The sequence below is a fragment of the Luteimicrobium sp. NPDC057192 genome (assembly GCF_042670205.1).
GTDB lineage: Bacteria > Actinomycetota > Actinomycetes > Actinomycetales > Cellulomonadaceae > Luteimicrobium.
Genome location: NZ_JBHUWD010000004.1, coordinates 1 through 14479, shown reverse-complemented (window position 1 = coordinate 14479; position 14479 = coordinate 1). Strand labels below are relative to the sequence as shown.

At 73.0% G+C, this 14479-nt stretch carries 13 protein-coding genes and 2 tRNA genes; 11 read left to right on the top strand and 4 right to left on the bottom strand.

Going from position 1 to position 14479, the window contains the following annotated elements; translation table 11 throughout:
* Window positions 1-117 precede the first annotated feature (117 nt).
* Together epsC and cysK are read right to left on the bottom strand one after the other, a co-directional pair.
* Window positions 118-714, bottom strand: coding sequence for a serine O-acetyltransferase EpsC (gene epsC, locus ACFT5B_RS03340; RefSeq protein ID WP_386796560.1), 597 nt, complete (start codon window positions 712-714; stop codon window positions 118-120).
* Between the two features lie 165 nt (window positions 715-879).
* On the bottom strand, window positions 880-1815 hold the full coding sequence (gene cysK, locus ACFT5B_RS03335) for a cysteine synthase A (RefSeq protein ID WP_386796559.1): 936 nt from the start codon (window positions 1813-1815) through the stop codon (window positions 880-882).
* A gap of 447 nt (window positions 1816-2262) precedes the next feature.
* On the opposite strand from cysK, the gene ACFT5B_RS03330 reads away from it, so the two are divergent.
* From ACFT5B_RS03330 to ACFT5B_RS03320, 3 genes are read left to right on the top strand one after another with little or no spacing between them, the layout of a single operon-like run.
* The gene (locus ACFT5B_RS03330; RefSeq protein WP_386796558.1) at window positions 2263-3495 is read left to right on the top strand and encodes a PP2C family protein-serine/threonine phosphatase; all 1233 of its coding nucleotides are present in this window, start codon (window positions 2263-2265) and stop codon (window positions 3493-3495) included.
* Complete coding sequence (locus tag ACFT5B_RS03325; protein WP_386796557.1) at window positions 3492-5111, top strand: ATP-binding protein; 1620 nt, start codon at window positions 3492-3494, stop codon at window positions 5109-5111. Before ACFT5B_RS03330 ends, ACFT5B_RS03325 begins: the two co-directional genes overlap by 4 nt.
* A complete protein-coding gene (locus ACFT5B_RS03320) occupies window positions 5108-5554 on the top strand; it encodes a response regulator (RefSeq protein WP_386796556.1) in 447 nt (148 codons plus the stop codon). The genes ACFT5B_RS03325 and ACFT5B_RS03320 overlap by 4 nt, the downstream gene beginning before the upstream one ends.
* 85 nt (window positions 5555-5639) lie before the next feature.
* On the opposite strand, the gene ACFT5B_RS03315 is transcribed toward ACFT5B_RS03320, so the two are convergent.
* Window positions 5640-5710 (bottom strand) — tRNA-Gly (locus tag ACFT5B_RS03315).
* 122 nt (window positions 5711-5832) lie between these two features.
* On the opposite strand from ACFT5B_RS03315, the gene ACFT5B_RS03310 reads away from it, so the two are divergent.
* From ACFT5B_RS03310 to ACFT5B_RS03285, 6 genes are all read left to right on the top strand, one after another.
* A tRNA-Pro gene (locus ACFT5B_RS03310) sits at window positions 5833-5909 on the top strand.
* A gap of 236 nt (window positions 5910-6145) precedes the next feature.
* A complete protein-coding gene (gene tig, locus ACFT5B_RS03305) occupies window positions 6146-7543 on the top strand; it encodes a trigger factor (RefSeq protein WP_386796690.1) in 1398 nt (465 codons plus the stop codon).
* A gap of 256 nt (window positions 7544-7799) precedes the next feature.
* Window positions 7800-8450 (top strand): ATP-dependent Clp protease proteolytic subunit, encoded by a 651-nt coding sequence (locus tag ACFT5B_RS03300; RefSeq protein ID WP_386796555.1) that lies wholly within the window; start codon window positions 7800-7802, stop codon window positions 8448-8450.
* 40 nt (window positions 8451-8490) lie between these two features.
* Entirely contained in the window at window positions 8491-9189 is a 699-nt protein-coding gene (locus ACFT5B_RS03295; protein WP_386796554.1) for an ATP-dependent Clp protease proteolytic subunit, read from the top strand.
* 185 nt (window positions 9190-9374) lie between these two features.
* Window positions 9375-10676, top strand: a complete 1302-nt coding sequence (gene clpX / locus ACFT5B_RS03290) for an ATP-dependent Clp protease ATP-binding subunit ClpX (RefSeq protein ID WP_386796553.1) — start codon at window positions 9375-9377, stop codon at window positions 10674-10676.
* Window positions 10677-10755: 79 nt separating this feature from the next.
* Complete coding sequence (locus ACFT5B_RS03285; protein WP_386796552.1) at window positions 10756-11082, top strand: chorismate mutase; 327 nt, start codon at window positions 10756-10758, stop codon at window positions 11080-11082.
* Here ACFT5B_RS03285 and ACFT5B_RS03280 read toward each other — a convergent pair.
* Entirely contained in the window at window positions 11073-12002 is a 930-nt protein-coding gene (locus tag ACFT5B_RS03280) for a dihydrodipicolinate synthase family protein (RefSeq protein WP_386796551.1), read from the bottom strand. The genes ACFT5B_RS03285 and ACFT5B_RS03280 overlap by 10 nt on opposite strands.
* Before the next feature lie 71 nt (window positions 12003-12073).
* Here ACFT5B_RS03280 and ACFT5B_RS03275 point away from each other — a divergent pair, with 71 nt between their 5' ends.
* Window positions 12074-12958 (top strand): LysR family transcriptional regulator, encoded by an 885-nt coding sequence (locus ACFT5B_RS03275; RefSeq protein ID WP_386796550.1) that lies wholly within the window; start codon window positions 12074-12076, stop codon window positions 12956-12958.
* A 140-nt stretch (window positions 12959-13098) separates the two neighbouring features.
* A complete protein-coding gene (locus tag ACFT5B_RS03270) occupies window positions 13099-14298 on the top strand; it encodes a Vms1/Ankzf1 family peptidyl-tRNA hydrolase (RefSeq protein WP_386796549.1) in 1200 nt (399 codons plus the stop codon).
* Window positions 14299-14479: the final 181 nt, after the last annotated feature.

Below are 14479 nucleotides of genomic sequence, written 5' to 3'. Positions count from 1 at the left end.
TTTGTGCGACACGCCCGGCGTGTCGCACAAAAAGTACGCACTCACGGGCGGGGTCTGGACCGGGGAACCGGGGAACCGGGGCGGCGGGGAACCGGGGAGACCGTGGCGGCGCTCTGGTCAGATGACGTACTCGATGAGCTGCGAGGGATCCTCGACCGCCTGGTGGTGGGGGACCGGGGGCTGGGGGAGGCGCACCTTCGCCGGCACGCCGACGGCGACCGCGCCCGGCGGCACGTCCTTGACGACGACGGCGTTCGCGCCGACCTGGGCGTCGTCCCCGACCCAGATGGGCCCCAGCACCTTGGCGCCCGCGCCCACCGTGACGCGGTCGCCGATCGTCGGGTGACGCTTGCCCTTGGTCATCGAGCGCCCGCCGAGCGTGGTGCCGTGGAAGAGCAGGACGTCGTCGCCGATGACGGTCGTCTCGCCGACCACGACACCCATGCCGTGGTCGATGAAGAGCCGGCGGCCGATGGTCGCGCCGGGGTGGATCTCGATCCCGGTGATCGTGCGGGCGACCTGCGAGACCAGTCGCGCGGGGAGCCGCAGGGCGGGGTTGCGCCACAGCGTGTGCGCGACCCGGTAGGCCCAGACGGCGTGCACGCCGGGGTAGGCGAGCGCGACCTCGAGCAGCGAACGCGCTGCGGGGTCGCGCTGACGCGCCACCTCGAGGTCCTCGCGGACGGTGGACCAGACGCTGCGCAGACGGCTCACGTGACTCCTTCCCGACGGGGCAACGTCACGGCCGGTCGCAGGCTTCCCGGCGGGGGTGGGTGCCGGCGGGTGCCGGTCCCCGGCCGCGCGCGCCGGACCGCGCCCTCCCTGCGAGGGCGGGACGGGACGCGACGCGCGCGGCAGGAGACCGGTCATGGTGCGACCTCAGTCGAGCAGGTCGGAGTAGAGGATGGTCGACAGGTAGCGCTCGCCGAAGTCGGGGACGATCGCGACGATGAGCTTGCCCTTGTTCTCGGGGCGCTTGGCGACCTGCAGGGCGCCCTCGATCGCGGCGCCGGACGAGATGCCGACGAGGAGGCCCTCCTCCTTCGCGGTCGCGCGCGCCGTGGCGACGGCGGTGTCCGCGTCGATGTCGAGGACCTCGTCGTAGATCTCGGTGTTGAGGATCTCCGGGACGAAGTTCGCGCCGAGGCCCTGGATCTTGTGCGGGCCGGGCTGGCCGCCGGTGAGGACGGGCGACTCGGCCGGCTCGACGGCGACGATCTTCACCTCGGGCTTGCGCTCCTTGAGCACCTCGCCGACGCCGGTGATGGTCCCGCCGGTGCCGATCCCGGCCACGACGATGTCGACCTCGCCGTCGGTGTCGGCCCAGATCTCCTCGGCCGTCGTCTTGCGGTGGATGGCGGGGTTGGCCTCGTTCGCGAACTGGCGCGCGAGGATCGCGCCCGGCCGCTCGGCCGCGATCTGCTCGGCGCGCGCCACGGCACCCTTCATGCCCTCCGCACCCGGCGTCAGGACGAGCTCGGCGCCGAACGCGCGCAGCAGCGCGCGGCGCTCCTTCGACGCGGTCTCGGGCATCGTCAGGACGGCCTTGTACCCACGGGCCGCGGCGACCCAGGCGAGCGCGATGCCGGTGTTGCCCGACGTGCCCTCGACGATCGTCCCGCCCGGCTGGAGCTCGCCCGACGCCTCGGCCGCGTCGATGATCGAGACGCCGATGCGGTCCTTCACCGAGTTCGCGGGGTTGTAGAACTCGAGCTTGACGGCGACGGTCGCGTCGATGCCCTCGGTGAGCTTGTTGAGACGCACGAGCGGCGTGTTGCCGATGAGCTTCGTCGCGTCGTCGTAGATGCGTGCCATGTGTTCCTCTTCGGTGGTGGCCCCGGATCAGGCCAGGGCAGGGTGGGTGCGGGGTGGTCGAGGGTCCGGGTGCGCCGGACCGGCCCGGCGCACGGCACGGTGAGGCCGCGGGCGGGCACGGGGGGTGAGGAGCGTTGACGCGCTCGGGAGGGAGCCTTCCGGGAACCCGGAGGTCAACGCTCTACCGACAGCAGCGACAGGAGAGGCAGGCACGCAGGACGAGACCGCGCGTCGTCGCGCGGCGACCGGTCAGGGCCTCGCCCATGAACGGATCCCTCCTGGTGCGGGTGGTGCTGGTGCGGCTCGAAGATATCGCCCGTGGTCACCCCTCGCAACGGCGTCTCGCCCCGTGGTTCGGGACCGGCCCCCGCGATCCGGTAGCGTTGCCTGCCGTCCGGCACGGTCAAGAAGCGGCCCGCGGACGTCGAGCTTTCGGAGGACCGCCCTGTGATCACGGCATCCGGCGGGGTCCGGGCTCACCGGCGCCCCGACGCCCTGCCCCCGCCCCACCTCGGCCAGGACGGCGGCGCGATCCGCGTGCTCCTCGTCGAGGACGACGAGGGGGACGCCCTCCTCGTGAACGAGCACTTCGCCGACGCCGCGATCCAGGTGGAGCTGACCCACGTGCGCACCCTCGAGGCGGCGCTCGAGCGCCTCGACGTCGACTGCGTGCTCCTCGACCTCGGACTGCCCGACAGCGTCGGGATCCCCGCGCTCGAGCGCGTGCTCGAGGCCGGCGCCCCCGCCGTCGTGGTCCTCACGGGCCTCGCGGGCGACGAAGCAGGCCTGCAGGCGCTCGCCGCCGGCGCGCAGGACTACCTCGTCAAGGACGAGGTGGACGGACGGATGCTGGCCCGGTCCGTGCGGTACGCGGTGCAGCGGCGCCGCCTCGAGGACACGGGCCGCGAGCTGTACCGCAGCACCGTCCGGATGCAGGAGTCGAACCGGCTGGAGCGCGCCCTGCTCCCGCGCCCGCGCGTGTCGACGGCGCCCGTCGACGTGGGCGTGGCGTACCGGGCGGGTCGCGACGGGGTCCTCGGCGGCGACTTCTACGACGCGGTCGAGCGGCCTGACGGCTCGGTCCTCGTCGTCGTCGGGGACGTGTGCGGGCACGGCCCGAACGAGGCGGCGCTCGGCGCGAGCCTCCGGACCGCCTGGCGCACCCTCGTCCTCGCGGGTACGCCGACCGACCGGCTCTTCGAGCTCCTCGAACGGGTGCTCGAGACGGAGCGCGCCGACCCGTGGATCTTCACGACGCTCGTCATGGTCGAGGTCGCACCGGACGGCCGGTCGGCGGACCTCTACCTCGCGGGACATCCGGAGCCCACCCTGCTGGGACCGCCCACGCGCTTCCTGCCCACGGACTCGCGCGGGCGCGTGATCGGGCTCGCGACACCGGGAGGCTGGGCGCCCCACCGGATCGACCTGCCGCCCGGCTGGCGGCTGGTCCTGTACACGGACGGCGTGCTCGAGGTCACGCTGGGCGGGTCGCGCGAGCGCCTGGGGATGGCCGGGCTGCTCGAGGTCATGGCCTCCGTGGCGGAGACGGGACGGGAAGGCACCCCCGACGACCTGGCCGCCGGCGTGCTCCAGGCCGTGCGCCGGCTGCACGGGAGCGAGGTCCTCGACGACGACGCGGCCGTCGTCGTGCTCGCCGAGCGGACCGGGGACGCACGGTGAGCGCGCGCGCCGTGCGGAGCCGGGTCGTCCGCCGGGCGACCACGCTCCGCCGTCGGATCGCCTGGCTCCTCGTGGCCGCCGCCGTCGTGCTCGGCGCGGTCCTGGTCGCCGACGGCATCGCGCTCGGACGGCTGATCGCGGTCCAGGAGCAGGTCACGGACGAGCTGTTCGGCGCGCGGGTCGCGGCCGACGACCACTTCGTCGCCCTGCTCGACGCCGAGACCGGCTTGCGCGGCTACGCCCTGACCGGCGACCCCACGACGCTCGAGCCGTACACCCAGGCGCGCGCGGGCGCGGACCGCAGCTTCACCGAGATCGCCGACAGCATCGCCGACCTGACGAGCGACGCCGGGCTGCGCGAGAGCGCCGCCCACGCCGACGACGTCGCCCAGGACTGGTTCGACTCGTACGCCGAGCCGCTCGTCGCGCAGGTCCGGTCCGACGGGCCGGCCTCGGTCACGAACGCCCAGGTCGAGGAGGGCAAGGAGCAGTTCGACCAGGTGCGGTCGGCGGTGTCCGACTTCTCGGACGAGGTGACCGCGGTGCGCGACCACGAGGCGGCCCAGCTCTCGCGCTGGACCACGGTCGCGCTGGTCGCGCTCGTCGTCATGGGTGTCGCCGGGCTGGTGGCAGGCGTGCTGGTGTGGATCGCGCTGCGCCGCTGGGTCGTCCGTCCCGTCGACGACCTCGCCCGCGAGGCGCGCGCCGTCGCGTCCGGCGCGCTGGACGAGCCGGTCACGGCGCACGGACCCGGGGAGATCGCGGACCTCGCCCGTGACGTGGAGGCCATGCGCCGGACGCTGCGCGCGCAGGTCGCGGCGGTCGAGAGCTCGCACGCCGAGCTCGTCGCCCTCAACGCGCGGCTCACCACGCAGACCGAGGAGCTGAGCCGGTCCAACCGCGACCTCGAGCAGTTCGCCTACGTCGCGTCGCACGACCTGCAGGAGCCCCTCCGCAAGGTCGCGTCCTTCACCCAGTTGCTCCAGAAGCGTTACGGCGGTCAGCTCGACGACCGGGCGGACCAGTACATCGAGTTCGCCGTCGACGGCGCGAAGCGCATGCAACGGCTGGTCCACGACCTGCTCGGCTTCAGCCGGGTCGGGCGGCTGGGCGGCGAGGTCACCGACGTGCCCCTCGACCGGGTGCTGGCGCGCACGCTCGACGACCTCGGCGAGTTGGTCGAGGAGACCGGTGCCCGGGTCGTGGCGGACGACCTGCCCGTCGTCCGCGGCGAGGAGCCGCTTCTCGGCCAGCTGCTCCAGAACCTCGTGGGCAACGCCATCAAGTTCCGGGCTCCCGATCGCCCTCCCGTCGTGCGGCTCTCGGCCCGGCGCGTCGGGGACCGCTGGGAGCTCGAGTGCCGTGACAACGGCATCGGCATCGACCCCCAGTACGCCGACCGGGTGTTCGTGATCTTCCAGCGGCTGCACCCCAAGGACGTCTACGAGGGCACCGGCATCGGCCTGGCCCTGTGCAAGAAGATCGTGGAGTTCCACGGCGGCTCGATCTGGATCGAGCAGCCCGACGGGCCCGGCACGAGCATCCGGTGGACCCTTCCGGCCGCCGACGTCGACGACCTCCACCCGACCCTCGAACCCGACGGAGACCTCCCATGACCCAGCAGCGCAAGACCATCGACGTCCTGCTCGTCGAGGACGACCCCGGCGACGTGCTCATGACGCGCGAGGCGTTCGAGGACCACAAGGTGAACAACCGCCTGTCCGTGGTCCCGGACGGCGTCAGCGCCATGGAGTTCCTGCGCAAGGAGGGGCAGTACGCCGACGCCCCGACGCCGGACCTGATCCTGCTCGACCTCAACCTGCCCCGGATGGACGGGCGCGAGGTCCTGGCGGCACTCAAGGAGGACCCCGCGCTGCGCTCCATCCCCGTCGTCGTGCTGACGACCAGCGAGGCGGAGGAGGACGTCGTCCGGTCGTACTCCCTGCACGCCAACGCGTACGTCACCAAGCCGGTCGACTTCGACCGCTTCATCAACGTGGTGCGTCAGGTGGACGAGTTCTTCGTCGAGGTCGTCCGCCTGCCCGAGCGGCCCTACTGACCGGGGCGGCTCCTGCCCGACACCCGACGGCCCGGGTCTCCTCGTGGGAGACCCGGGCCGTCGCGGTGGCGCTCGCGCGCGGGCGAGCGGATGACGGGAATCGAACCCGCGTGATCAGTTTGGAAGACTGAGGCTCTACCATTGAGCTACATCCGCGCACGACGTCGGCACCCGCGTTCGCGGTCGGTGCCGAGGCGCGGGCCCCACCCTAGCAAAGCCACGACCCGACCCTGCGACCTGGGTAGACTCGCACGGTCGCGCTGCCTCGCAGTGCGTCACGGGGTGTAGCGCAGGTTGGTAGCGCATCCGCTTTGGGAGCGGAAGGTCGCAGGTTCAAATCCTGTCACCCCGACCACACGTGAGCCGGTCGCTCGACCGGGGCGACCTCGTCGCGAAACCCTTCCGCCGGCCGCTTCCCGCGACGGAGGCTTGAGACGGGCCTTGGTGGCGTCGGCCACCGATGACGTACGATCGTTGGGTTGCCCGTACGCCCGTGTGCCGGCTCCTGTCGCTCACCCGAGCACCGAGCCCACGCGGACCCCCGCGCCGACCTGACCGTAGGCGCGCGCCCACCGGTTGGAGATCATCGAAGTGAAGAGCGCCGTCGAGAGCCTGGAGCCCACCAAGGTCAAGCTGACCGTCGAGGTGGAGTACGACGAGCTCAAGCCGAGCATCGAGCACGCCTACGAGCACATCGGTCGGGACGTGCAGGTCTCCGGCTTCCGCAAGGGCAAGGTGCCGCCCCGCGTCATCGACCAGCGCGTCGGCCGTGCCGCCGTGCTCGAGCACGCCATCAACGACGGCCTCGGCGAGTTCTACAGCGAGGCCGTCCGCGAGAACGACCTGCGCCCGCTGGGCCAGCCCGAGGTCGAGGTCACCCAGGTGCCCGATCCGGCCGACAAGTCCGGCCAGCTGCACTTCACGGCCGAGGTCGAGGTCCGCCCGACCGTCGAGCTCCCCGAGCTCTCGGGCCTCGCCGTCACCGTCGACGCCTCCGAGGTGACCGACGAGGACGTCACCGAGCGCCTGGACGCCCTGCGCGAGCGCTTCGGCACGCTGGTCGGCGTCGACCGCCCGGCCCAGGACGGCGACTTCGTCGTCCTCGACCTCAAGGCCGAGATCGACGGCGACGAGATCGACTCCGTCTCCGGCGTGAGCTACCAGATCGGTTCGGGCACCATGCTCGACGGCCTCGACGAGGCGCTCGTCGGCCTGTCCTCGGGCGAGACCACGACCTTCCGCTCCCCGCTGGCGGGCGGCGAGCACGAGGGCAAGGACTCCGAGATCACCGTCACCGCGACGCAGGTCAAGGAGCGCGACCTCCCGACGGCCGACGACGACTTCGCGCAGCTCGCGAGCGAGTTCGACACCCTCGACGAGCTCAAGGACGACCTGCGCGAGCAGGTCAAGGGCATCAAGACGCAGAACCAGGCCGTCGCGGCCCGCGACCTGCTGCTCGAGGCCATCCTCGAGAACCTCGAGGTCCCCGTCCCGCAGGGCGTCGTCGACGCCGAGGTGCACCGCCACCTCGAGTCCGAGGGCCGTCTCGAGGACGACACCCACCGCGCCGAGGTGACCGAGGAGACGCAGAAGGCGCTCCGCAACCAGATCGTCCTCGACACCCTCGCCGAGCAGCTCGAGGTCCAGGTCGCGCAGGAGGAGCTCCTCGAGTACCTCGTGCAGTCGTCCCGCCAGTACGGCATGGACCCGAACGAGTTCGTGCAGACGATCGACCAGAACGGCCAGATCCCGGCGATGGTCGGCGAGGTCGCGCGCTCCAAGGCGCTCGCGGTCGCGCTGCGCCGTGTCGAGGTCAAGGACTCCGAGGGCAACGTCGTCGACCTGTCCGGCTTCATCGGGTCCGACGAGGCCGACGCCGACCTGGCCGACGCCGACGCGCTCGCCGACTCGGCGGCGGCCTCCGCGGTCGCCGACGCCGCCTCGAGCGCCGCGTCCGACACGGCCGACGAGACCGACGCCAAGGCCTGAGCCACCCGCCGGGCTCGCCCGGCACCGCCGACGGCCCCTGCCTCCTCGACGAGGCGGGGGCCGTCGTCGTCACCGGGCACGACGCGCGGAGGCGCCCGCGGAGGGCCGTCGGACCCGGCGTCGTGCGCCGTCAGCGAAAAGGCCGCCGACCGGGACGTGAGGCCCCGCCCCGGGACGTTAGGGTCACATCAGCCGGACGGATCGCGGGACACCGCGGACGCCGCCCGGACGGACGACGACGAGGAGCGACGAGAACATGGCCGAGCACTCCGCCAGCACGACCCACGACGCGGCGGCGCCCGCCCTGCGCGCCGAGGGCCAGGGCTTCGGGCTCAACGACTCGATCTACAACCGGCTCCTGCGCGAGCGGATCATCTGGCTCGGTTCCGAGGTGCGCGACGAGAACGCGAACGCGATCTGCGCGCAGATGATGCTGCTCGCCGCGGAGGACCCGGACAAGGACATCTGGCTGTACATCAACTCGCCGGGCGGGTCGATCACGGCCGGCATGGCGATCTACGACACCATGCAGTACATCCAGCCCGACGTCGCGACCATCGCGGTCGGGATGGCGGCCTCGATGGGGCAGTTCCTGCTCTCGTCGGGCGCCAAGGGCAAGCGCTACGCGACCCCGCACGCGCGCGTCATGATGCACCAGCCCTCGGGCGGCATCGGCGGTACCGCGACCGACGTGCGGATCAACGCGCAGCTCATCATGCACATGAAGAAGGTGCTCGCGGAGCTGACGGCCGAGCAGACGGGCCAGCCGCTCGAGAAGGTCCTCCAGGACAACGACCGTGACAACTGGTTCACGGCCGAAGAGGCTCTCGAGTACGGGTTCGTCGACCACGTCGTGACGAGCTCGGAGTCCGTCTCGGGCGGCGGCGGCACGGGCAGCGAGTCCTGACCGCGGTCCCCGCACCCACCGACCTTCCGAGGAGGACCTAGTGAGCACCGAATCCCAGTACCTGTCCACCGCGCAGCGCCTCGCGGGCGCCGGCGGCCTCGCGCTGCCGTACGGCGCGCCGTCGTCGCGGTACGTCCTGCCGCAGTTCGAGGAGCGCACCGCCTACGGCTTCAAGCGCCAGGACCCCTACACCAAGCTGTTCGAGGACCGCATCATCTTCCTCGGCGTGCAGGTCGACGACGCGTCGGCCGACGACGTCATGGCGCAGCTCCTCGTCCTGGAGAGCCAGGACCCGGACCGCGACATCATCATCTACATCAACTCGCCGGGTGGGTCGTTCACGGCCATGACGGCGCTGTACGACACGATGCAGTACATCAAGCCGCAGATCCAGACCGTCTGCCTCGGGCAGGCGGCCTCGGCCGCAGCCGTGCTGCTGGCCGCCGGCACGCCCGGCAAGCGCCTCGCGCTGCCGAACGCGCGCGTGCTGATCCACCAGCCCGCGATGGAGGGTGGTGGCTACGCGCAGGCGTCCGACATCGAGATCCACGCGAACGAGCTCATCCGCATGCGCGAGTGGCTCGAGGAGACGCTGGCGACCCACTCCGGCAAGTCGGTCGAGGAGGTCCGCCAGGACATCGAGCGCGACAAGATCCTCACCGCCGCGCAGGCCAAGGACTACGGGCTCGTGGACGAGGTCCTCGAGAGCCGGAAGGCCGCTTCGCTCACCCGGGCCTGAGCCCGACGTGAGCATCCGCCCGGCGCCGGCCACCCGGCCGGCGTCGGGCTCCCGGCCCGACACGGGACCGGAACGCGGCTGACATCCGACGCTCCGGTGGTGTGCAATGGGACGATGAGGAACCGGCGGGCCGACCGCCGGTGCCAGCCCCCGCCCGCGGGGGGTCCGACGGACGGAGGCAATCCGTGGCCCGACTCGGTGATGGTGCGGACCTGCTGAAGTGCTCGTTCTGCGGCAAGTCGCAGAAGCAGGTCAAGAAGCTCATCGCAGGCCCAGGCGTGTACATCTGCGACGAGTGCATCGAGCTGTGCAACGAGATCCTCGAGGAGGAGTTCACCGAGGCGGTGGAGCTCGGCATGTCCGAGCTGCCCAAGCCGAAGGCGATCTTCGAGTTCCTCGAGCAGTACATCGTCGGGCAGGAGGCCGCCAAGCGGTCGCTCGCGGTGGCGGTCTACAACCACTACAAGCGCATCCAGGCGGGCGAGGCGGCCGCCGGGTCCGGCGGGACGTCGTCGGGCAGGTCGGGCGACGACGCCGGGCCGGTCGAGATCGCGAAGTCGAACATCCTGCTGATCGGCCCCACGGGCTGCGGCAAGACGTACCTCGCGCAGACCCTCGCCAAGATGCTCAACGTCCCGTTCGCGCTGGCCGACGCGACCGCCCTGACCGAGGCGGGCTACGTCGGCGAGGACGTCGAGAACATCCTCCTCAAGCTCATCCAGGCGGCGGACTTCGACGTCAAGAAGGCCGAGACCGGCATCATCTACATCGACGAGATCGACAAGATCGCGCGCAAGGCGGAGAACCCGTCGATCACGCGCGACGTCTCGGGCGAGGGCGTGCAGCAGGCGCTGCTGAAGATCCTCGAGGGGACGCAGGCGTCGGTCCCGCCGCAGGGCGGCCGCAAGCACCCGCACCAGGAGTTCATCCAGATCGACACGACGAACGTCCTGTTCATCGTGGCCGGTGCCTTCGCGGGCCTCGACGAGATCATCTCCTCGCGCGCCGGCCGCCGGGGGATCGGCTTCGGCGCGAAGGTCGACCGTGACGACACGGCCGACCTGTTCGCGGACGTCATGCCCGAGGACCTGCTGAAGTTCGGCCTCATCCCCGAGTTCATCGGCCGTGTGCCCGTCATCACGACCGTCGCACCGCTCGACCGCGAGGCCCTGGTGCGGATCCTCACCGAGCCCCGCAACGCGCTGGTCAAGCAGTACCAGCGGATGTTCGAGATCGACGGCGTCGAGCTCGAGTTCGAGGACGAGGCGCTCGACGCGATCGCCGACCAGGCCCTCCTGCGCGGCACCGGTGCGCGTGGCCTCCGGGCGATCATGGAGGAGGTCCTCCAGCAGGTGATGTTCGAGGTGCCGAGCCGCGACGACGTCGAGCGGGTCGTGGTGAGCCGCGAGGTGGTCCTCGCAGGCGTCAACCCGACCCTGGTGCCGCGCGCGGTCTCGCGCCGGACGCCGCGCGAGAAGAGCGCCTGACCCCGGTTCGCCGGGCCCCGGTCGACGTCGTCCCGGCGGCGTGGCCGGGGCGCCGACGCGGTCGTGGGAGGATCGACGCATGCCCGAGATCCCGCCCGAGATCCTCACCCTCCGCGCGAGCATCGACAACGTCGACGCCGCTCTCATGCACCTCCTGGCCGAGCGCTTCAAGTTCACGCGTCGTGTCGGCGAGCTCAAGGCGCAGGGAGGGCTCCCGGCCGCGGACCCGGCGCGCGACCGCCAGCAGATCGACCGCCTGACGTCCATCGCCGACGCCGCCGGGCTCGACCCCGAGTTCGCCGAGAAGTTCCGCGAGTTCATCGTCGCCGAGGTGATCCGGCACCACGAGCTGATCGCGGCCGAGCACGCCGGCGACGAGGTGCCCCCGCTCGACACCTACGCCTGACCGACGGCGCCGACCGGCGACCGCACGAAGGCTGCCGGTCCTGCGTCGTCGTGGGCCTCGACGGCGGCCAACGCGGCCAGGGCGGCGCGGATGCTCGCCGCGCTCGCGGGCAGGAGGGGGAGGCGCACGTCCGGCGTCGGGATCCGGCCCAGGGCGTGCAGCGCTCCCTTGACGACGGCGGGGTTCGGCTCCGCGAAGCACGAGGCGGACAGCCGCGCGAGCGAGGCTCCCAGGCGACGGACGTGCGCGAGGTCGACCTCGGGCCCCGCCCACGCGTCGACGAACCCGGCGAACGCCGCGGTCGCGAGGTGGGCGGACGCGAGGACGCCCCCGGTCGCGCCGAGCGCGAGCATCGGCGCCAGGACCCCGTCGTCGCCGGCGAGGACGTCGAAGCCGTCCGGGAGGCCGCCGAGCAGCTCGACCGCCGCGGCGTCGGCCGCGGTGCTCAGCTTGACCCCGACTATCCGGCCGACCGAGGCCAGACGGCGCAGAGCGCCTGCACCGAGCTCCTGCCCGGTCCGGTGGGGGACGTGGTAGACGACGAGCGGGACCGGGCTGAGGTCCGCGAGGGCGGCCAGGTGCGCGACCGCGCCGGCCTCGCCGGGCCGCACGAACGGCGGGACCAGGGTGAGCGCGGCGGTGACCGCGGTTCGCTCGCGAAGCGCGTCGAGAGCGTCGGCCGTGGAGGCACCCACGAGGAGCGTCGCGCCACGGTCGCCGGCGACCCGGCACGCCACGTCGAGGACGTCGCGCTGCTCGTCCGCGGTCAGCGACGAGGGCTCCGCGGTGGTGCCGAGGGCAACGAGTCCGGACGCGCCGTCGTCGAGCACGCCGTGCGCGAGCGACTCGAGCGCGTCGAGCGCGACGGTGCCGTCGGGGGCGAAGGGCGTGACCAGGGGGACGAGGACTCCGGCAGGCATGGGGCCAGCCTGGGCCCGCACGAGCATCAGTGTCGAGCGCGCATCTCTGGACGGCAGCATAAGATCTGCTGATGCTCGATCCTCGCCGCCTGCGGTTGCTGCGCGACCTCGCCCGACTCGGCACGATCGCCGCCGTCGCCGGGCTGCGGGGCTACACGGCGTCGGCGGTCTCCCAGCAGCTCTCGGCGCTCGAGCGCGAGGCCGGCGCGCCGCTGCTCGAGCGCACCGGCCGCCGCGTGCGCCTCACCGCCGCGGGCGAAGCGTTGGCCGCCTCGTCCGACGACGTCCTCGAAGCCCTCGAACGCGCTGAGGCGGCGGTCGCGGCGACCCGCGACGCCGCCACCGGCCGGCTCCGGATCGGTGCTTTCCCCACGGCCGTCCGCACCCTTCTGCCGGACGCGCTCGTCCGGCTCGGCGAGCGTCACCCGGGACTCGAGCTCCACGTCGTCGAGCTCGACCCCGCGGACGTCCCGGCCGCGCTGCGCGAGGACCGCGTCGACGTCGGGCTCGTCCAGGACTACGACGTCGCGCCGGGTCGCGGCGTGCCGGGGGTCGCGAGCGTGCCGCTGTGCGTCGAGCGGGTGTACCTCGCCTCCCACGGCCCGGGACGCGGCGTGGACGACGTCCGGGACCAGCCGTGGATCCTCGCCGGACCCGGCACGCTGTGCCGCGCGGTCGCCGAGCACCTCTGCGCCGCGGCGGGCTACGAGCCGCGCGAACGTCACGTCGTCGACGACTTCACGACGGTGCTCGCGCTCGTCGCGGCGGGCCAGGGTGTCGCGATCGTCCCGCAGCTCGCCGCGACCTCCGTCCCCGCGGGCGTCCGGCTCGACCCCGTCGGCACCACCCGCCGCACCCGGGTCGCGCACCGCGCCGGAGCGGACCGCCGACCCGAGGTCCGGGCCTTCACCCGAGCGCTCCGGGAGTCCGCGGTCGCCACGCTGGGTGCCGCGTAGCCGCCCGGACGGGGGTCGCGGCCGTCGGGTGGCGGGGACGCCCGATCAGGACGACGCTGGGGAGAACCCGGGGCGCCGGCACACGGACTCGTGGGCGACTCCACCGAGCGGCCGGCGCCCACCGACCCGGAGGTGCCTACGTGAAGATCGACTGGCTGCGGCCCTTGGCCGGACATCCCGGCCCGTTCGCGACCGTCTACCTCGATGCCACACGCGGGATCGAGGCCGCCGACCCGGACGTCGAGGGGCGGTGGCGCGTCCTGCGACGTGACCTCGCCGCCCAAGGGGCGCCCCAGGGGCTCTGTGACGCGATCGAGGCGCGCGTGCTCAAGCCCTTGCGTGTCGCGGGGCCGCACGGCAGGGTCCTCATCGCCACCGAGGACGACGGCGTCCTCCTCGAACGCGTCCTCGCCGAACCGCCGACCGTCTCCCGCGCCGAGTACGGGCCCGTGCCCGTCCTGCTCGACGCCGCGCGCTCCGCCGACGAGTCCGTCGACTACCTCGTCGTGGCCGTCGACCGGGTCGGCGCCGACCTCACGTGGTCCTGGGGCGGCGACCCCGGCCACCAGCCCGAGCCCCGCACGGTCGAGGCCGGGCACGACGTCCTCAACAAGGTGCGCACCGGCAGCACCGCCGACAAGCGGATCGACAACCGGGTCGAGGACTCGTGGGAGCGCAACGCCGAGGCGGTCGCGCGCGAGGTGGACCGCCAGGTCACGGCGCACAAGCCCGAGCTCGTCGTCCTGACCGGGGACGTGCGTGCCCTCGCCCTCGTCCGCGCGGAGCTGCCGCGCCAGGTCCTCGAGCTGGCCGTCGACGTCTCGGGCGGCTCGCGCGCCGCGGGCGTCAAGGAGGGCGTGTTCGCAGCCCGTCTCGCCGAGGCCGTGACAGCGTGCCGCGACCGCAGGCGCGCCCGCGTGATCGACGCCTACCGCACCGGCCAGGGCCGGGACGACGGGAGCGTGACGTCCCTCGGCGACGTCGTCACCGTCCTCCAGCGGGGTCAGGTCTCCGACCTGCTCCTCGCCGAGGGCTTCGGCGGCGAGGGCGAGCTCGACGACCGCGAGGTCTGGGTCGGGCCCGAGGCCCTCCAGGTCGCGCTCGACCGGGGCGACGTCGAGGGCCTCGGCGCCACCGACGGCGTCCACCCGCTGCCCGCCTCGGTCGCGCTCGTGCGTGCCGCCCTCGGCCAGGACGCCGGGCTCACGTTCGTGCCCGACGGCGCGGCGGAGCTCGTCGACGGGGTGGGTGCCGTGCTGCGCTGGCACGACGCCGGCACCCCGAGCGAGGCGGCGCCCACCATGTCGGCGGACCGGACGCGCCTGCGCGACGTCGTCTGAGGCGCGCCCTCCGCCGCGTCGTGCCCGCCCCGAGATCGAGGGTTTCCCGCCGAACACGCGTGTTTCAACCTCGATCTCGGCGCAGAGCCATCGAACTCGGCGGCGGGCCCGGGGGCGCCGTCTCCGCGCGCTCGCCCCGCGTCACCGCGGAGGTGACCCGGGCGCCGGAGACGACGGAGCC